Genomic DNA, 17,727 nt, shown 5'->3' on the forward strand with positions numbered 1-17,727 from the left:
TCGACCTTGTGCTTATTCTCACACAAGGTCGTTGAATAAGTGGGGGCTTAAATCACACGTGAGAACTGTTGTTGGCGAGCGCGTTGGCGCAGGTATTTGTCGAAACACATACAAATATTACGAATCAACAAACGGCCTCGCAGCGTCACTTCTATCGACGACTCACCGACCGTAACCAGCTCATCATCAATAAACGTCTGTAGCAATTTCATATCTTCAGCAAAGTACTGGGTAAATTTGACCCCGAAGCCTTGCTCAATCGATGTGACATCCAACTTAAAGTTACAGATAAGCTGCTTAATGACTTCACGGCGAATTAAGTCGTCATTATCCAAGACCACCCCTTTCCAGAGTGCATGGCGTAGTTCATTGACTTGCGCATAGTATTTTTTCAGCTCTTTTTGATTTTGCGCGTAGCTGTTACCAATCATTGAAATAGCCGACACACCAAAACCAACAAGATCGCATTCACCTTGCGTAGTATAGCCTTGGAAGTTGCGGTGCAATTCTCCATTGCGTTGCGCGACAGCAAGTTCATCTTCTGGCAACGCGAAATGATCCATACCGATAAACTGATAACCGGCATCGGTTAAGGTACCAATCGTATCTTGTAAAATCGCCATTTTCTCTTCGGCTATTGGTAAGTCTTCATCTTTAATTTTTCGCTGAGCAGCAAATAAATTAGGCATATGTGCATAGTTAAAGACCGATAGACGTCCTGGACGAAGTGACAGTACTTGCTCCAAGGTGTCAGCAAAAGAACTCTTTGTTTGCTTAGGTAAACCATAAATTAAATCAAGGTTGGTTGAACGGAAGCCTAGCTCTTTTGCCCGCTTAACCATAGCGAAAATAAACGCCTCGTCTTGCTCTCGGTTAACTAAGACTTGTACTTCTTTATTAAAATCTTGCACGCCGATACTGAGTCGGTTAAACCCTTCTTGACGAAGGTGATCCAACATATCCAGTTCTATTTCACGTGGGTCGACTTCAATACTAATTTCCGCGCTGTCTTCAAACACAAACTCGCTTCGCAGAATAGTCATTAGTCGACTGATCTGGCTTTTCGTTAAAAATGTTGGAGTGCCACCACCGAAGTGCAATTGTGTCACTTTTCGACCTTGTAATAACGTAGCGCGCTGACGAATTTCATGTTCAATGACATCCAAATACTCGTCCGCTTTATGGGCGTGTCGAGTAATCACTTTATTACAGCCACAGTAATAACAAAGCTTATGGCAAAATGGGATGTGCACATACAAAGAGAGCGGACGTTCTGGGTACTGGGTACACGCCATGTCGTAGTCAGAAATAGTGTACGCTTCGTGAAACTCTACCGCTGTAGGGTATGAGGTGTAGCGTGGCCCAGAATAATTGTATTTATCGAGAATCGCTTGATCCCATACAATCTGCTGCTTCGTTTCTGAGTGACTTTGAGACATGGTAATACTTCCAATAAACAGTGTTGCTTTAAGCTCCTCTTTGAGGAGTCAGATGAGCGCTATTTTGCCATAGGATTGTGACGGATAACGCTCGGACAGTGACTTTTACACAAGCAGTACGCAAAAATGCTAGCGCGATCACTTGTTCGTCAAAAAGAGGATAGACCTCTAACTGACAAGCTTAATGTTGATTTGATCATTAAGGGGGCGAACACTGCTCTGCAGTGCTTTTAGCTCTTCAATAATAACATCATTGAGTCGAGCTTCGGCTTTCTGCCGAGCAAGGTTATCGCGCATGCGCTCTTGCTTTTCCATCGTCTGTCTGGCTTCGCCGCGTGGCATAGCTTTCACGATATGAAATAGCTCTGACGTAGCAGGATAGAGCGCGTCAAAATCAACCCGCTTATCACCCTGCACATAATCCATAATGTTATAAAGCCTAATCGCGGCTTCTGAAAGCTCACATTGACCTTGAATGGTCGCAAGACAAATCGTCTCGACACTTTCAAAAATATTCGCATTACGCTTTTTAATGGCCAGTTCTTGGTGTTGCTTTAGCAACTCCTTTTGCTTTTTGAGTTGCAGTAGCAAATAGCCCGCATAGCCAGCTAAACCAGTGACAATAAGCACACCAACAATTGCTAACAGAGTAACGGTATTCATCTACGCTTCCCTTCCTTAATCCTTGAACTGATCCATGTTGATGCCTTCAAATTGTGACAATAGTTCATCATCACTTGCCGGCGTTTTTTTCTTCGCTACCGGTACATCCACTGGTGCATCAAAATCATCTTCGTCTTCTTCAGGCAGAACAAGACCGAGTCGATTCATTAAGACTTCCATACGGTCTAGTTTTTCATCAACGTATTTTTGTAGTCCTGCGCCAAGATTTTCACCACTTTCAATGCGATCCAACAACACGTTCAGTTGTGCATCATTTTCCAGTAGCTCTAACTCTTTCTCAGCCGATAGCTTACGCTCTTGCTTCGATGGTTTTTTCGCATCCGCAACAATTAAAGGAATCTTCTTTTTGCTTCCTAGGCGAGGATCTCGTTTAACCGAAGTTCCAGAACGTTGGCTTTCGCCTCCATCTGAATGACGGCTACCCGCTTTCTGACCTTTACGCTTTTTCAGGCGCTTTTGTAGACGACCATCCACATCTGCTTGCGTGCGATTACGTGTGACTGCAACGGGCTCAGGCGCCGCTCCAGGCTTTCTCGATTTCTTCTTACGACTCATTACGTAAGCTTCCTCAATAAAATTACATCATTACCAATAAATTCGATTTCCAGTCCGTCTCTCTTGGCTAAAAACAAGAAAGTGGCGCGACTAAAAAATACGACATGTGTCTGATCACTTTTGTAGTGCCACGTTGAAAACGCATCTACATCAATAACCATCTTTGTCATTAACCCCAGGTATCCACCTGGCTTAATGAGCGCTAACCATTGTTGCCAAATCTCATTTGGCTGATACAAGTGCTCAATCACTTCGGTCGCTGTAACAAAGTCATACTTTGATTCTAGCGCTTTTGACTCTGGATAGTAATACAGGTCATACAGTGACATGGGAAACCCTTTCTCTTCAAACATCACAGAAAGTGTTGGACCCGGTCCACAACCGAAATCTAAACCCATTGAACCTTGTGGTAATCGTTCTGATAACGGTGACTCTAGGCGAGACAGAAAACGTCGATAACCTGCATCGCTCGGATCATTATTATGCAGATCATAAACGGCTTTTTCCGCTCGAGCATCAAGTCGCTGCTCAGCAGGTACAAAGACCAGCTGACAACGAGGACACTGCAAGTAATCTCGTTTTTTATCGCTGTGATAATGTGATGCATTTTCAGCAGCACAAAGTGGGCAAGTTTGCACTCATTATCTCCTGAACGATTCAAGGGTGCGAAACATACCAGAAAGTGAGCGTAGAGGGGAGAGTGATCGAGTGTTTTTTCTACAATTTTGTTGAAAAAAGCCCCGAGAAGTGAGTAAAAGGGGACTCAGTCCCCCTCATCGCTTCGATTACATCCAATCGGTGTTACGAATAATTCCAACGGCAATACCTTCAATTGCAAGGTGCTGGGCGGTTAAATCCACTTCAATTGGCGAGAATGCTTCATTCTCCGCATGCAGCAATACTGTTGAGCCTTTGCGTTCTAGACGTTTTACCGTTACGTCATCATCAACGCGAGCAACGACCACTTGCCCATCTCGAACATCCTGCGTTTTATGAACAGCTAACAAATCGCCGTCCATAATGCCGATGTCTTTCATACTTTCGCCATTAACGCGCAATAAAAAATCCGCCGCTGGCTTAAACATGCTTGGGTCAACTTGATAATGAGCTTCTACGTGCTCTTGCGCCAAAATAGGCTCACCAGCCGCTACTTGACCAATTAAAGGTAACCCTTCATCTTCATTAGCCGCAGCCTGCTCAAGAAGAATACGAATACCGCGCGACGCGCCAGGAATAATCTCAATGGCTTTTTTACGCGCTAGGGCTTTCAGGTGCTCTTCTGCTGCATTCGCTGAACGAAACCCCAGCTCTTTCGCGATTTCGGCACGAGTGGGCGGCATACCTACATCGTCTATTTTCTTTTTTATTAGATCAAATACTTGCTGTTGTCGTGCTGTTAGCGGCTTCATGCATCACCTGTCTGTTTATACAGTTAACTGTGAGTATATCCAGTACGTTGGTAATTGCAAAGATAATCGGTTGTTTTTTAGCAAATAGTCGCTGAATTCCTCGACAGCCGCATCAAGCATAAGGATTCTATGTTTCGCTTTATTTTCATTAAAAGGTAAGACCAGTTTCTGTTATCCTTGCACGGCTCCAAAATTGATGTCTAGGATTAAGGTATGCATACGCGCTGTTGCGACGCTCCACCTCGGCATCGTTTTTTCCGAACAAATTGAGGCTGTGAACCCTATGTCTTCAGGACACTCACTTTTCCGTTCTTTTCTAAAGTTACCAATGTCAGTATTGGTAAAAGGAACGGCGATTCCATCTAACCCTATCGAAGATCTTCACATTGATATCACTAAACCTGTGGTCTATGCGTTGCCGTTTAATTCGAATGTCGATCTTCTCACCTTGCAAAAGCAAGCGATCGCACTAGGGTTACCCGATCCACTCGAGCCAATTGTGCTCAATGGTGAAGAACGAAATCGTTTTGTATTCATTGCCTCAAGACCCACTTTATTTACTCGTGACGATGACGTACCGAGTGACTCAATTGCGCTATTTTCTGACTTGCTAAAAGAGCATGAAAAAGACGCAAAACTTGATGTGCAGATTATTCCTACCACGGTTCTTTGGGGCCGTAAACCGGGTAAAGAGTCCGATACTAAGCCTTACTTACAGGCAATGAACGGCCCACAAAAAGCGAAGGCGTTATTCATGTCTGGTCGTGATTGCATGGTGAGATTTAGCCCTGTGGTCTCATTACGTTATATGGCAGATGTTCACGGCACGGATGAGTCGATCGCTCATAAGCTCGCTCGCGTTGCGAGAATTCACTTTTCTCGACAAAAGCTAGCGGCATCAGGACCTAACTTGCCTAACCGACAAGTGCTTTTTCAACGTCTATTGAATTCTCAGGTTATTGAGCAAGCGATTCAAGATCATGCTCAGAGCAATGATATTCCTGTAGAAAAGGTTCGTAAGGAAGCGCAGCAAATCATGGACGAAATTGCCGCTGACTTTTCCTATCGACTGGTCAAAATTGGCGATGTGGTCATGACTTGGCTTTGGAGCAAGTTGTACCAAGGTATCAACGTCAGCAATGCCGCTAAAGTACGACGCTTAGCACAAGATGGGCATGAAATTGTTTATGTTCCATGCCATCGCAGCCACATGGACTACTTATTGCTGTCTTACATCTTGTATCGTGAAGGTATGGTGCCACCGCACATTGCCGCTGGCGTGAATTTGAACTTTTTCCCCGCTGGCCCTATTTTTAGACGTGGCGGTGGCTTCTTCATTCGCCGTAGCTTTAAAGGCAACAAACTGTACTCGACCATTTTTAGAGAGTATCTGGCAGAATTGTTTGCCAAAGGCTATTCGGTGGAATTTTTCAGTGAAGGCGGTCGCTCACGTACAGGCCGATTGCTTCAAGCAAAGACGGGCATGCTCGCGATGACCATCCAAGCGATGCTAAGGGGTCTCAATCGCCCTGTGACGCTGGTTCCCGTTTATATTGGTTATGAACATGTCATGGAAGTCAGTACCTATGCTAAGGAGCTTAGGGGCAAGCGTAAAGAAAAAGAGAACGCTGGCCAAATCCTAAAAACCATCCGCAAGTTACGTAACTTCGGCCAAGGCTATGTCAACTTTGGTGAACCGATCCCAATCAATCAGTACCTCAATGACCATGCGCCAAACTGGTCACAAGATATTGACCCTATGGGTGTTAACAAACCGCAATGGCTGAACCCTGTTGTGAATAGCCTAGCGACCAAAATGATGACACACATTAACGATGCTGCAGCGACAAACGCATTAACATTATGTGCCACCGCGTTGCTTGCTTCGCGTCAACGTGCATTGACTCGTGATAGCCTCGTCAATCAGATCGATTGTTACTTAGCGCTACTTAAAAACATTCCCTACTCTGAGACGTCTACGGTCCCACAAGGCTCTGCCGAGTCTTTGGTTGCCCATGCAGAATCTTTAGATAAGTTTGTTGTGGAATCCGATACGCTGGGTGACATTATCTCTCTCGATCGTCATCAATCGATTCTGATGACCTACTATCGCAACAATATTATTCACTTATTCGCCTTGCCTTCATTAATCGCACAGATGCTAGTAAGTGAGCACTCTATGCCACTTGAAACGATTAAGTGCAACGTCGCGAAGCTCTACCCATTCTTACAAAAAGAGCTATTTTTGAGTGTTGACCCTGCCGAGCTGGCTGAGTTAACCGATCGCATTGTCGATGAATTAGTCCGTCAGAAATTGCTATTTAGCGAAGACGGTATGGTGTCCATGAATCAGTCCAACACCCAAATGTTAATGCTATTGGGTCGTACTATTTCAGAAACCCTACAGCGTTATGCCATTGCTCTCAATTTATTGGCAACTTACCCAGAACTCGATAAGCAAGAATTGGAGCAGAAAACCCAAGATATCGCCCAGCGTTTGGGTCGCTTGCATGGCATCAATGCCCCTGAGTTTTTTGATAAAGGTGTATTTGCATCGTTGTTCAGCACCTTAAAAGAGCAGCAATACATTGATGTGGATGGCCACTGTGACACAGCTAAAACCGATACATTGGCTCGCTTGCTTTATACCCTGCTCTACTCGGAAGTAAAACTCACTATTCAAGAAAGTGTCCATCAATCAGATGAGCCAGCCCTGGAATCTCACGATGACAGCCCTGCCGCATCGTAATACTTCACAGACTCGCCCTCTCTTCACGGCAATAAGCCATGAAAACGAAAAAAGCGCCTAATTAGGCGCTTTTTTCACATTTTAGCAAGAGCAATACCTCACTCTTTGCTTTTAGACAACTTTGCTTTAACACATACTTCGCTTTACCACATAGAAATCAGCAACCCAATCGTAATCGCCATGCCTACATAGTTATTGTTCAGAAATGCTTGAAAGCAAAGGCTACGCTCCCTGTGTCGAATCAGCCATTGTTGGTATACAAACAATGCACCAACAACAAGCAGGCTCCAGTAGTAACTAGTGCTCAATTGATACCAATGCCCTAATCCCATTAGCATTGCCAACACGGTTATTTGCAGCACACCGACTGCCAGCTTATCTCTGCGACCAAATAGTATGGCTGTCGATTTAATGCCGACGTTTAAGTCATCATCACGATCCACCATGGCATACAAGGTGTCGTAAGCGATAGTCCACAACGCATTCAAAGCAAAAACAAACCATAATACCATCGGCAGTTCATTGGCTTCAGCAGCCCATGCCATTGGGATTGCCCAACTAAATGCCAAACCCAAAAAGAGCTGCGGTAAGTGGGTAAAACGCTTCATAAACGGGTAAATAAACGCCAGAACTAAACCAATTAACGATAATTTAATCGTTAACGTGTTCATGGTTAAAACCAGTAAAAATGAAGCAATTGATAACACAAGAAACAAACCGATGGCTTCTTTTGACGATACTAGCCCTGACGGCAACGGCCGATGTTGGGTTCGCTTCACTAACCCATCGACATTTCTATCAGCGAAATCATTAATAACACAGCCAGCACTGCGCATCATCACGACACCGAGACAAAATACCGCAAGTACATGAATACTTGGCATACCTTCCGCTGCCAAAATCAAGGCCCATAGTGTTGGCCACAGCAGCAGTAACGTGCCAATGGGTTTATCCATTCGTGTCAATTGCCAGTACGCCTTGGCTTTCGTTGCGGTCATCAAACGTTCTCCATCTTATATACTGGCGAATGTGGCAAAAAGAGTTCTGCGACTAAAATGGGATGGCCAGCGACCCACAATCGGGAGCGACGAGCAAATAAAACCCCCTCAGATGTGGCGATTTGAGCGATTTCTAACGCGTCTCGCTTAGTATCGGCATTTGAAAACACCGTCACTCCTAATGGCGTGTCCCCTTGCTGGGATATATCATAATCCCCTTGTCCCATGGCAGATAATGACATGAGTGTACGACCAATGACCCACGGTTGTTCATCCCCTAACAGAACCACTTCACGCAACCAACAGTCTTCATGCGCCAACCGTTCGATTTCTTCTTCGGTTATTCTATCGGCGCAACTTTTGGTATTGCTGACCACTTCAACAGACAACTGGTTACATTCGGCATTAAGACGATGTGATAATGATCCTTGTTCGGTCAGCCATTGCAGTACATTCGTACTCATCGACTGGAATTGATCTGGGGATTGCCAGCGAGCTTGGCTTAAGGCTTTTAAATAATCGGAAACTGAATCATTCATTTTACTATTCAATAACACGCGCTTAGCGCGTACAATCATAATTATATTGAGTGGCCATATTGTATCACTCTATGAGTGAATTAACTCAGGCTGTATTGCGCCATTGTAACAAAGTTAATCGCTTGTAATATCGGCTTAATGGGATTTCCAAGAGGGAAATATGCGTAAACGTTACCTAACCCAGTTTTTCCTAATGCTAGGCTTGACTGTTTCAATGTCCAGCTTTGCTTCTGAAGAGCCCGCGCCCTCTCTGGCGTACTTCACATTGGAGCCCGAGCTGACAACCAACTTTTTTACCAAAGGTAATCGCTTAGGTTACGTTCAAGTGCGCATTGATGTCATGGTGGCAGACTCTGGTGACCTGGGCATTATTGAGCACCACCAGCCGCTCATTAGAGATGCCGTTATTGAACATCTTGGCCGACAAAATGCCGACGTGATCAAATCACTTTCCGGGCGAGAAGAAATACGTCACGCATTAGTCGACAAATTGAACAACCTGCTTCTGGCTGAAACAGGAAAAGCCGTCATTGCGGATCTGCTTTTTACTAAATACCTTTATCAGTAAGCGCTATCAATTCTAATACCGATAGATTCCAATACCAATAAGCTCCAAGCCAATACGTTCATCACAAACGGTCAATCTCAGCGGCGCTTAAAACGAGCGCTATCGATCATACCGAGCGCCGCACCACTAATTAATCCGGCAAGATGCGCGGTGTTGGCAATCGCCATGAACGGCTGAACAAAGCCCAGAACTAACCAAACCAACATAAAGCCAATGAGCGGCCTCGGCATTTCTAAACCAATATCAGGTCGCTTCCAAGTGATCACCCAAAGGTAGCCCACAAGCGCATAAACCACGCCAGACAAGCCGCCAAAGTTGGCACCATCGACCCAGTATTGTCCGGTACCAGAAACCGCCGCGGAGACTAAGAAGATTTCAAGTAACTTCCGGCTCCCCAGTTTCTGCTCTATATCTCCACCGAACTGCCACCACCACAATAAATTGAAAATGATGTGCATCGCAGAGAAGTGCAATAAGCCGTGAGTAAACCAGCGCCATATTTGCCACTGCTGGCCATCTTCGGCAGGGAAATGCAGCGCAGAAAAAATCGTTTGAGCCAAACCAACCTGCTGCAGCACAAAAATAACCGAACATATCAACATAATCCCTAACGTCACGACTCCGGCTTTTGCTTTGAGCATAGAGAGAAAGCTTGGCGTGGAGTAGTGAAAAGGGTTACGACGAGTTTCTGCCATATCCCAAGAAGAGGCTTGATACATACTGTTGCCTGGATCGGCGAGAAACAATTTGAGTTCAGCTTCTGTCTCGAGTTTATCTTCATCTTTCATCAGCCACAGGGCAAACTGACCACTCCCCTCAGGCATCATTTGAATATCGATTTGCCTTGTTGCCATGTAGTCAATAAAGGCTTGTCCCATTCTGGGGCTTTGAAGAGTCATCAATCGAATCATAGCAAGCTCTCAACAGGGAAACCCGCTCGATGCCATGCCTCAAAGCCACCATCAACGTTATACACTTCATCAAAACCTTGATTAAGTAAATACTGGCCAGCACCTTGACTGCTAATGCCGTGGTAACACATCACGAATACAGGCGCATCAAAGTCAACTTCCCGCATAAATTCGACAAGCGAATCATTAGTCAGATGAAACGCTCCCGGTGCATGAGCTGCCGAAAATGTTTGAGGATCTCGTATATCGACCAAGCGCGCTTCTGGATTTTCTTTTAGTAATTGTTGGGCACGTTGTACATCAATATGTTGAAGCTGGTCCATAACGCTAGTTCCTCATCTTTTTGGCATTTCATCACACAAATTATGACGATTTTCATTCGTGATTTCTCTGTGTCCATATTATCACTATTCAGTGCTAATAAAGTACTGACAATCAATAAGGTTATCCACTAACGTTTAATAAACCACCAGCTGTGTGTAAATCTGTGGATTGCGTGAATAAAGTGTTTTTTGATCTTTTGATCCACTATATATAGTAATGATCTTGATCTTGCTGTGAGTAAAGCAAAAGGTATCCCCAAGGCATAAAGCCGTTGAAAGTACCATTACTCGCCGCTTTCTGACAGCTGGCAAATAATTTCCTCACAGAGTTATCCACAAGAGAAGAGAACGTTTGCGATCGATTTTTCGATCCCTTTTTCGATCCCAATAAAAAAGGCCGCGATCATAAGATCGCGGCCTTCGAAAATAGTAAGAACTCGGTTAGAACTCGCCAACCGCCGCCTTTAATTTCTTCATGGCATTCTTTTCGAGCTGTCGAATACGCTCCGCAGAAACACCATAATTGTCTGCAAGATCTTGTAGCGTCGACTTGTTATCATTTAGCCAACGAGAGCGGACAATATGTTGGCTACGTTCATCGAGCGTCGATAACGCATGACCTAAGCGTGTATTGGTATGATTTTCCCAATTCTCAGCTTCAACATTGTCAGCCAGATCAGAGCTACGGTCTTCGAGGTACAGTGACGGAGCGGTATAAGAAACACCAGTATCGTCATCATCGGTTGGCATTTCAAACGTCGGATCTTGCGCTGCAAGTCGAGATTCCATTTCACGAACCTCTGACGGCTCTACCCCGAGCTCTTTTGCAACCGTTTCAACTTCACCGTTATTGAACCAACCTAAACGCTTCTTAGATTTACGTAGATTAAAGAAAAGCTTACGCTGCGCTTTAGTCGTCGCGACTTTTACAATGCGCCAGTTTCTCAGCACATATTCGTGAATTTCAGCTTTAATCCAGTGCACAGCAAAAGAAACAAGACGAACACCGACTTCAGGGTTGAATCGCTTCACCGCTTTCATTAGGCCAATGTTACCTTCCTGAACTAAGTCTGCCATTGGTAGGCCATAGCCGGAATATCCACGAGCAACATGAACAACGAATCGAAGATGAGAAAGGATAAGTCCCTTCGCAGCATCAATTTCACCTTTATAGTGTAATCGCTCAGCTAGCCCACGTTCCTCATCAGGTGTCAACATAGGGTAACTGTTCACTGATCGGATATAGCCATCAAGGCTATCCTGTGTAACTAAAGCCATTGGATACGCTTGGTTAGTCATTCACTTCCTCATTCACTTTGAGTGGGATACAACACCTTCTTAACCCAACAATACTGAACCTAATCTAGGAGAGATTCAAGAAGGGGGTTGTAATTATGCATAATCAGTTGCACTAAACAAGAGCAAAAGACGATTAATTTTCACTCATTAATAGGCATTACTGACATATTTGCGACATTCATCTTGCTATGTGGTTGAATACTCCACCGATTGCTCGTCGCTCTATGAATTCCGCTATGCCACTTTCATTAAGACCTGCTTACATTAAACCGGTTCAATTTCTTTTAAATGACGCTTTGCTGAAATTCGCGCCGCGCAAATACCGAGAAACACACCAATCATGAGGATTAATAAGGTTTCATCCCAATTCAGCCCTATCAACCTAAAATCACTATCGTAAAGCGTGGCTAAATCCGTCACGGCTCGATTAAGGACGATCGTAATCAACGCGGTTAATAGCCATGCAATCACAGCGCCAAGGAAACCAAACCACATACCGGAGTATAAATAAGGTCTCAAGATATAACTGTCTGTCGCTCCGATTAACTTCATGGTCTGAATGGCTTCTTTATTGGCCAATACGTTGAAACGTAGCGTGTTACCCACGATAAGAAAGACCGATGCTAGCATTAGAACCGACAAGGTAATCACTAGTGTTGAAGATAATGTTTTGATCGCGTCAAAGCGGCTTAACCAGTCTTCATCTCGTCGAATATCCGTCACATCCGATTGTGTTCGTAACTTTGATACCAGACTACGATCGGTTTCAACACTGGTATTGGCAGGTTCAATAACTAAAACGCCTGGCAGTGCATAACCATCGAGTAAACTGATCGCCTGATCGAGTCCAGAATGCTCACTTAGCTCAGCAAGGCCTTGTTGAGGGGTAATGTACTCAACGGCTTTAACTTCTTCCCAACCTTCTATTGCATCCTTTAAAACCAGAACTCGAGCATCGGGTACGCCCGTAGTTATGTACGCTGTCACCTGCGAGTGACTAGTCACATCGCCAGCGGCAACCGCGACGTTTTTACCTAGCAAATACAAACAAGCTGGCATCGTGAGAGCCATAGAAATAACAGCCAACGTTAACAAGTTGCCAAGAGGACGCAGCCAAAGCTCTTGTAACGAAGACTTCGCTTGTTTCCAATGCACAGAAAAAAAGCCATCTGATGCCAAACGTTGCTTCTTGGGACGCTGTTTATTTTTACGTTTAAACACCATCACTCACCTCACTTAAGAAACCTTGGTTAAGTTCGAGATAGCGATACTGAGGGCGAGAGCGCACAAGATGAATGTCATGCGTTGCCAGTAAAATAGACACACCAGCTCGGTTAAACTCTTCAAATAACTGCAATACTTTGTTTGACAACTCTGGGTCTAAGTTACCTGTAGGTTCATCAGCCAGCAGCATCGTAGGCCGATTGACCACCGCTCTTGCGATGCCCACTCGCTGTTGTTCCCCACCAGATAACTGGCTTGGCAAGCATCTCGCTTTATCTAATAAGCCTGTTTTATCTAACGCAGCAGAAACACGACGTTTAATTTCGTTTTCAGCGATCGCTTCTATACGCATGGGTAGTGCCACATTATCAAACACGGTTCGATCCATGAGTAAGCGATGATCTTGGAAAACGATGCCGATATTACGACGTAAGAACGGAATATCTTTCGGAGGAATACGACTAATATCATGATCATTAAACAAAATACGACCATCCGTCGGGCGCTCCAATGCGCAAATTAACTTCAGTAGCGTACTTTTCCCGGCACCAGAATGACCACCTAGAAATGCCATTTCACCTCGTTTCAGGTGAAAGTCGACCTTTTGAAGGGCTTGTCGTCCACCTCGATAGGCCTTGCTCACTTGCTCAAATTTGATCACCGAATCATTCCTCTGATCTGGATATTCTATGTTGAAAAGGGATGCTATGCATGCATCCCTATTATCCGTTGCCTTTGTCGCTGATAGCGTTCACCTTGCAGGTATTCGCTTATTCATCTCGGCTAAACAACGCGTCAATAAAGTCTTGAGTCTCAAACGGGCGAAGGTCATCAATACCTTCCCCGACCCCAATGTAACGAATAGGGATTTGGAACTGATCAGCAATAGCAAAAATCACGCCGCCCTTCGCAGTGCCATCTAGCTTGGTCAATGTAATACCCGTTAATGGCGCTACGTCACTAAATAGCTTGGCTTGGCTTATGGCGTTTTGTCCGGTACCAGCATCGAGCGTTAACATAATTTCATGCGGCGCTGAATCGTCAATTTTTTTCATCACGCGAACAATTTTACGCAGCTCTTCCATTAGGTTCGATTTATTCTGTAATCGACCTGCGGTATCAGCAATGACAACATCCACCCCACGCGCTTTCGCCGCTTCAATCGCATCATAAATCACCGAAGCACTGTCTGCACCGGTATGCTGAGCGATGACGGGAACGTTATTACGCTCACCCCATACTTGCAGTTGTTCTACCGCAGCGGCACGGAAGGTATCTCCCGCCGCTAGCATGACCTTCTTGCCTTGCCCTTGGAATTGTTTTGCCAACTTACCAATGGTCGTGGTTTTCCCCACGCCATTCACACCAACCATCAAGATGACATACGGTGTTTTAGTCGTATCGATTTCCAGTGGCTTTTCAACATGGCTAAGAATTTCGGCCATCTCTTCTTTTAGTAAACCATACAGGGCTTCACCATCTTTTAAGTCACGACGCGATGCCTTCTCTGTTAAATTACCGATGATCTTGGACGTGGTGTCCATGCCAACATCGGCAATCAGTAGTTGTTCTTCTAACTCTTCAAATAAGTCGTCATCAATTTGCTTATCTTTAAATAAACCAAAGAAGCCAGCACCAATATTCGCTTTAGTACGGCTTAGACTACGCTTAAGACGAGCAAAGAAGCTCTCTGTTGGTTTTTCTTGTTCATGAATACGTTCTTGAACGCTTTCTTCTTCACTTTCTTGAACACTCGCCTGAGCCGTTATCTGAACACTTTCATCAACATGCTCTGCTTCTGCTTCTGCTTCTGCTTCTGCTTCTGCTTCTGCTTCTGCTTCTGCAGGCTGTTTCAGCGATTCATCGTCGACAACATCTTTTTCCACTTGCTCTTGAGGCATCTGCTCAAGAAGCGGTTCATTTTCCAGTTGCTCATCTTGCTGTTGCGGTTTCTGCTGGGGAGACTCTTCGTCACCAAAACCAAGCCAAGAAAGTAATCCGCGTTTTTTCTTTTCTGTCATCTGAAACTATCCTGAATGCTGTCTTTCAAATGTTTTAAATCGGGTCAGAGCCAAAGTCGGTCAACGCATCGCTAAATGCGAAAAACCTCTCTAAAATAAATATAACAAAGCAGTGAAAAATTTCGTCAGAGATTGGTACACTTCGTCACTATTAACTTAAGCTCTTCGTAGGGCTACGTATAGTATCACTTTATTGTCGGTCAAAAAATCTATGGTTAAACGTCGCAAGCAAACTCCATCACAAAAATCTGCCCCAATGGGGAGTGTGCGTATTATCAGCGGACTATGGCGTGGTAGAAAACTTCCCGTCCATGATGCCGAGGGTCTGCGCCCAACCACCGACCGAGTGAAAGAAACCGTTTTTAACTGGCTGGCGCAAGATGTCCCACACTCTCATGTGTTGGATCTCTTTGCTGGCTCTGGAAGCCTTGGCTTTGAATCCGCATCAAGGCAGGCTAGCCAAGTTCAAATGATTGAGCTCAATAATAAGGCTTATCAGCAATTATTGAGCAACACTGCGCTACTCAAAGCGGACAATATTCGTCTCCACAATACCAGCGCCCTAACTTTTCTTACCCAAGCAGGCAACCCACACGATTTGGTTTTTATCGACCCTCCTTTTCGTCAGGGCTTACTACCAGAAACTGTCGCATTACTGGAACAGAATGGCTGGTTGAGTGAAAATGCGTTAGTTTATATTGAGACTGAAAAAGAATTGACTCTAGATGCCATTCCTGGAAATTGGGATTTACTCAAAGAAAAAACGGCAGGGCAAGTCTGTTATCGACTTTTTAAAAGGAACCACGAATGAACATACTCATTAAACTGGCCAAGATAGCCTTTGGTTTTATCTGGTTAATTTTAATCCTCAATATTTTTGGCGCCTTTGACGGCTTCGTTGATCGCCAAGGTGCGATCGGCCTTTACATCATGACCGCCTTTTTGTTCATCATGCATGGTGTGCAAATGGCGATATTTTTGGGGGCATTCGGCGAGCATCTCAAGCTCAGTACGTGGGAAAAATACTCCATTTTGGCCTTCGGTATCTTTGCCTTACTCGATATACGCCGTAAACATATGATGTAAAAAAAGCCGCTGAAGCGGCTTTTTCTTATTATTGATAGAGCATTCATAGACAGCAGGCCTATTTTACCCGTCCCCACGGTTCGGATTGACCCACCGACTATCCAATATAGCCTTTGACACCGTTTAAGAACATCTGCGTTGAAATCATTACCAGCAATAACCCCATCAGGCGCTCTACCGCTTTTAGACCACGCTCTCCCAAAAGCTTGTGGAAAAAATTGTAGAACATCAAAATGAAAAATGTCGCCCCCCAAGCAAGTAGTACCGCCATCGATAACTCACTTAAGTTATCGGGGTGTTGTGTCGAGAGTAGTAGAATAGAAGCAATAACCGAAGGTCCTGCCAGCATGGGAACGGCCATCGGAACAATAAACGGCTCTTCGCCTGCTGCTAAGCCTGTCACACTCCCTGCTTGTGGGAAAATCATCTTGATCGCAATGATAAACAGAATGATACCGCCAGAAATACTCAATGTTTCTGGTTCAACATGTAAAAAGCTCATAATGCTTTTTCCTGCAAAGAGGAACAGCATTAAAATCGCGAGAGCGATACACAATTCCCGTATCAGCACCTTACGTCGACGTTTAGGGTCTAAATGCTTCAATATAGAAAGTATGATGGGAAGATTGCCAAGCGGGTCCATGATAAGAAATAGCATGGTCGCTGCGGATAGTATGTCCATGAGTAAAGCCTGCTCGCGAGAGAATTTCGCGTGAGTATAGCAGGCTTATGCTTTCTCGTTTAGTGAGAACAAACGCGCTCAATATTGAGCTGCCACACACCTTGTTGTTCGATCACTTTCTGCTTTTCAATGAAGAAACTAAGCAAAGCTTCCAAATCAAAACCCTCGCGGCTGCACGTGCGAAACTCTGCATCCTTACCAAACTGTTGCTCTACCAAGCTCACTAACTCATCACGAGACATTGGCTTTCCACGCAGAAGGTTAAGTACTTTGTGTGCATGAATTGCTGTGGTCATTCTAGTATCCCCATTTTAATCGTAGCGCGGAGTATTACCCGACAACCCATGGTTTGAAATGATCTATCGCAAACCACTGTCATAAAACTCACAAGCTTGGCGCAATGGCCGACGCCACAATAAGTGCATGTGATAAATAGTAGCTTCCAGAAATACCATATCGTGCTCGAATATTTTTAAAGTGATACTTGCCCAGCGCCCACATCATGGCTGATACGCTAAGACATAAAGTACCAATAAATGCCTGCAAAGAAGACCAGTCAGAGTGATTCAACCACGCTTCGCCTGCGGCGCAGACAACATTGACTAATGATAAGCCCATGATAGCAACAGGAAGCAGAAAGGAGTCCAAACGAGGTAACAAAAGAAAAAAAGTCACGATGGCAACGCATAGTAGTAGCGCGGGTAACCAAAGAACAAAATGGCTTTGAACCTCTCCCCATAGCCCTATGCTATACACCAACTGCGCAATAACGTAACCCACAAAACTTGCTCGACCGAAGCGATCCAACAACAACCCGACATCACTGATCAAAAATAGCGCTAAGCCTAATGACAACCATAATTGATAGTCACTGATGCCCTCAGAGCCCAACAATATCGCTAACAACAAGCCATGCGTCATCACACTGAACGTAATAGTTCGCTTTGTGTCGCCCTTTTCAACAGCATAAATAAACAGCAAAGACGATAAACCTACCGCAAGCCAACTCCACATAATCACACCTGTTTCTTATTATCGAAACCAGTGTAAGAAGCTCGACTTTCATGTCCAGTCATTAGGCCGAAAAGTTGGACTTGTCTTAAATTAAATAAGTTCCAAATTGACAGCCGTCTTTTTTTCCAAAGGAGTGTGAGTAAGCGGTTTTTACCGCAAATAAATAGCAAACGTTTGCTTTGTGCGTTTAAAATAAAGTGCCATATGGGAAATTTAGCCTCGACTA

20 protein-coding genes are annotated in these 17,727 nt (G+C 44.6%); 4 read left to right on the forward strand and 16 right to left on the reverse strand.

The window, feature by feature from the left end:
* Positions 1–47: 47 nt before the first annotated feature.
* The 5 genes from hemN to lexA form a co-directional block, all read right to left on the reverse strand.
* Complete coding sequence (hemN, locus tag L4D05_RS22685; RefSeq protein WP_428795357.1) at positions 48–1,439, reverse strand: oxygen-independent coproporphyrinogen III oxidase; 1,392 nt, start codon at positions 1,437–1,439, stop codon at positions 48–50.
* A gap of 168 nt (positions 1,440–1,607) precedes the next feature.
* Positions 1,608–2,102: a DUF2489 domain-containing protein gene (locus tag L4D05_RS22690; protein WP_428754821.1), complete on the reverse strand. Its 495-nt coding sequence runs from the start codon at positions 2,100–2,102 to the stop codon at positions 1,608–1,610.
* Positions 2,103–2,117: 15 nt separating this feature from the next.
* Positions 2,118–2,678 carry a Der GTPase-activating protein YihI gene (yihI, locus tag L4D05_RS22695; RefSeq protein WP_428795358.1) on the reverse strand — a complete coding sequence of 187 codons (561 nt, stop codon included), beginning with the start codon at positions 2,676–2,678 and terminating at the stop codon, positions 2,118–2,120.
* Positions 2,678–3,316, reverse strand: coding sequence for a class I SAM-dependent methyltransferase (locus L4D05_RS22700; RefSeq protein WP_428754823.1), 639 nt, complete (start codon positions 3,314–3,316; stop codon positions 2,678–2,680). The genes yihI and L4D05_RS22700 overlap by 1 nt, the downstream gene beginning before the upstream one ends.
* A 147-nt stretch (positions 3,317–3,463) precedes the next feature.
* Positions 3,464–4,087, reverse strand: a complete 624-nt coding sequence (gene lexA / locus L4D05_RS22705; protein WP_428754824.1) for a transcriptional repressor LexA — start codon at positions 4,085–4,087, stop codon at positions 3,464–3,466.
* Between the two features lie 283 nt (positions 4,088–4,370).
* Here lexA and plsB point away from each other — a divergent pair, with 283 nt between their 5' ends.
* A complete protein-coding gene (plsB, locus tag L4D05_RS22710; protein ID WP_428795359.1) occupies positions 4,371–6,836 on the forward strand; it encodes a glycerol-3-phosphate 1-O-acyltransferase PlsB in 2,466 nt (821 codons plus the stop codon).
* A gap of 143 nt (positions 6,837–6,979) precedes the next feature.
* On the opposite strand, the gene ubiA is transcribed toward plsB, so the two are convergent.
* Both ubiA and L4D05_RS22720 read right to left on the reverse strand, forming a co-directional pair.
* The gene (gene ubiA / locus L4D05_RS22715; RefSeq protein WP_428795360.1) at positions 6,980–7,834 is read right to left on the reverse strand and encodes a 4-hydroxybenzoate octaprenyltransferase; all 855 of its coding nucleotides are present in this window, start codon (positions 7,832–7,834) and stop codon (positions 6,980–6,982) included.
* Positions 7,834–8,373 carry a chorismate lyase gene (locus L4D05_RS22720; protein WP_428795361.1) on the reverse strand — a complete coding sequence of 180 codons (540 nt, stop codon included), beginning with the start codon at positions 8,371–8,373 and terminating at the stop codon, positions 7,834–7,836. The genes ubiA and L4D05_RS22720 overlap by 1 nt, the downstream gene beginning before the upstream one ends.
* A gap of 160 nt (positions 8,374–8,533) precedes the next feature.
* Here L4D05_RS22720 and L4D05_RS22725 point away from each other — a divergent pair, with 160 nt between their 5' ends.
* Positions 8,534–8,941: a flagellar basal body-associated protein FliL gene (locus L4D05_RS22725; protein ID WP_428795362.1), complete on the forward strand. Its 408-nt coding sequence runs from the start codon at positions 8,534–8,536 to the stop codon at positions 8,939–8,941.
* Between the two features lie 77 nt (positions 8,942–9,018).
* Here the strand turns inward: L4D05_RS22725 and glpG are convergent, their stop codons facing one another.
* From glpG to ftsY, 6 genes are all read right to left on the reverse strand, one after another.
* On the reverse strand, positions 9,019–9,852 hold the full coding sequence (gene glpG, locus L4D05_RS22730; protein ID WP_428795363.1) for a rhomboid family intramembrane serine protease GlpG: 834 nt from the start codon (positions 9,850–9,852) through the stop codon (positions 9,019–9,021).
* Positions 9,849–10,175, reverse strand: a complete 327-nt coding sequence (glpE, locus tag L4D05_RS22735; protein ID WP_428754830.1) for a thiosulfate sulfurtransferase GlpE — start codon at positions 10,173–10,175, stop codon at positions 9,849–9,851. The genes glpG and glpE overlap by 4 nt, the downstream gene beginning before the upstream one ends.
* A 441-nt stretch (positions 10,176–10,616) precedes the next feature.
* A complete protein-coding gene (rpoH, locus tag L4D05_RS22740; RefSeq protein ID WP_428795364.1) occupies positions 10,617–11,474 on the reverse strand; it encodes an RNA polymerase sigma factor RpoH in 858 nt (285 codons plus the stop codon).
* 264 nt (positions 11,475–11,738) lie between these two features.
* Complete coding sequence (gene ftsX, locus L4D05_RS22745) at positions 11,739–12,698, reverse strand: permease-like cell division protein FtsX (protein WP_428754831.1); 960 nt, start codon at positions 12,696–12,698, stop codon at positions 11,739–11,741.
* The gene (gene ftsE / locus L4D05_RS22750; RefSeq protein ID WP_428754832.1) at positions 12,688–13,359 is read right to left on the reverse strand and encodes a cell division ATP-binding protein FtsE; all 672 of its coding nucleotides are present in this window, start codon (positions 13,357–13,359) and stop codon (positions 12,688–12,690) included. The genes ftsX and ftsE overlap by 11 nt, the downstream gene beginning before the upstream one ends.
* 109 nt (positions 13,360–13,468) lie before the next feature.
* The gene (gene ftsY, locus L4D05_RS22755; protein ID WP_428795365.1) at positions 13,469–14,719 is read right to left on the reverse strand and encodes a signal recognition particle-docking protein FtsY; all 1,251 of its coding nucleotides are present in this window, start codon (positions 14,717–14,719) and stop codon (positions 13,469–13,471) included.
* Between the two features lie 211 nt (positions 14,720–14,930).
* Between ftsY and rsmD the strand changes: the two genes are divergently transcribed.
* Positions 14,931–15,530, forward strand: a complete 600-nt coding sequence (rsmD, locus tag L4D05_RS22760; RefSeq protein WP_428795366.1) for a 16S rRNA (guanine(966)-N(2))-methyltransferase RsmD — start codon at positions 14,931–14,933, stop codon at positions 15,528–15,530.
* A complete protein-coding gene (locus L4D05_RS22765) occupies positions 15,527–15,805 on the forward strand; it encodes a DUF1145 domain-containing protein (protein ID WP_102470760.1) in 279 nt (92 codons plus the stop codon). Before rsmD ends, L4D05_RS22765 begins: the two co-directional genes overlap by 4 nt.
* Positions 15,806–15,902: 97 nt before the next feature.
* Here the strand turns inward: L4D05_RS22765 and L4D05_RS22770 are convergent, their stop codons facing one another.
* The 3 genes from L4D05_RS22770 to L4D05_RS22780 all read right to left on the reverse strand — a co-directional run bounded on the left by L4D05_RS22770 (position 15,903) and on the right by L4D05_RS22780 (position 17,501).
* Positions 15,903–16,487 carry a YhgN family NAAT transporter gene (locus L4D05_RS22770; protein WP_428754836.1) on the reverse strand — a complete coding sequence of 195 codons (585 nt, stop codon included), beginning with the start codon at positions 16,485–16,487 and terminating at the stop codon, positions 15,903–15,905.
* Positions 16,488–16,546: 59 nt separating this feature from the next.
* Positions 16,547–16,783: a YecH family metal-binding protein gene (locus tag L4D05_RS22775; protein ID WP_428795367.1), complete on the reverse strand. Its 237-nt coding sequence runs from the start codon at positions 16,781–16,783 to the stop codon at positions 16,547–16,549.
* An 88-nt stretch (positions 16,784–16,871) separates the two neighbouring features.
* Positions 16,872–17,501 (reverse strand): lysoplasmalogenase, encoded by a 630-nt coding sequence (locus L4D05_RS22780; RefSeq protein ID WP_428754838.1) that lies wholly within the window; start codon positions 17,499–17,501, stop codon positions 16,872–16,874.
* Positions 17,502–17,727: the final 226 nt, after the last annotated feature.

This window comes from Vibrio nomapromontoriensis (genome assembly GCF_050337205.1).
In the GTDB taxonomy this organism is placed as follows: domain Bacteria; phylum Pseudomonadota; class Gammaproteobacteria; order Enterobacterales; family Vibrionaceae; genus Vibrio; species Vibrio nomapromontoriensis.

Coding starts and splice junctions, on each gene's coding strand:
- hemN (WP_428795357.1), bottom strand. CDS start 1,439: ATGTCTCAAAGTCACTCAGAAACGAAGCAGCAGATTGTATGGGATCAA.
- L4D05_RS22690 (WP_428754821.1), bottom strand. CDS start 2,102: ATGAATACCGTTACTCTGTTAGCAATTGTTGGTGTGCTTATTGTCACT.
- yihI (WP_428795358.1), bottom strand. CDS start 2,678: ATGAGTCGTAAGAAGAAATCGAGAAAGCCTGGAGCGGCGCCTGAGCCC.
- lexA (WP_428754824.1), bottom strand. CDS start 4,087: ATGAAGCCGCTAACAGCACGACAACAGCAAGTATTTGATCTAATAAAA.
- plsB (WP_428795359.1), top strand. CDS start 4,371: ATGTCTTCAGGACACTCACTTTTCCGTTCTTTTCTAAAGTTACCAATG.
- ubiA (WP_428795360.1), bottom strand. CDS start 7,834: ATGACCGCAACGAAAGCCAAGGCGTACTGGCAATTGACACGAATGGAT.
- L4D05_RS22720 (WP_428795361.1), bottom strand. CDS start 8,373: ATGAATGATTCAGTTTCCGATTATTTAAAAGCCTTAAGCCAAGCTCGC.
- L4D05_RS22725 (WP_428795362.1), top strand. CDS start 8,534: ATGCGTAAACGTTACCTAACCCAGTTTTTCCTAATGCTAGGCTTGACT.
- glpG (WP_428795363.1), bottom strand. CDS start 9,852: ATGATTCGATTGATGACTCTTCAAAGCCCCAGAATGGGACAAGCCTTT.
- glpE (WP_428754830.1), bottom strand. CDS start 10,175: ATGGACCAGCTTCAACATATTGATGTACAACGTGCCCAACAATTACTA.
- rpoH (WP_428795364.1), bottom strand. CDS start 11,474: ATGACTAACCAAGCGTATCCAATGGCTTTAGTTACACAGGATAGCCTT.
- ftsX (WP_428754831.1), bottom strand. CDS start 12,698: ATGGTGTTTAAACGTAAAAATAAACAGCGTCCCAAGAAGCAACGTTTG.
- ftsY (WP_428795365.1), bottom strand. CDS start 14,719: ATGACAGAAAAGAAAAAACGCGGATTACTTTCTTGGCTTGGTTTTGGT.
- rsmD (WP_428795366.1), top strand. CDS start 14,931: ATGGTTAAACGTCGCAAGCAAACTCCATCACAAAAATCTGCCCCAATG.
- L4D05_RS22765 (WP_102470760.1), top strand. CDS start 15,527: ATGAACATACTCATTAAACTGGCCAAGATAGCCTTTGGTTTTATCTGG.
- L4D05_RS22770 (WP_428754836.1), bottom strand. CDS start 16,487: ATGGACATACTATCCGCAGCGACCATGCTATTTCTTATCATGGACCCG.
- L4D05_RS22775 (WP_428795367.1), bottom strand. CDS start 16,783: ATGACCACAGCAATTCATGCACACAAAGTACTTAACCTTCTGCGTGGA.
- L4D05_RS22780 (WP_428754838.1), bottom strand. CDS start 17,501: ATGTGGAGTTGGCTTGCGGTAGGTTTATCGTCTTTGCTGTTTATTTAT.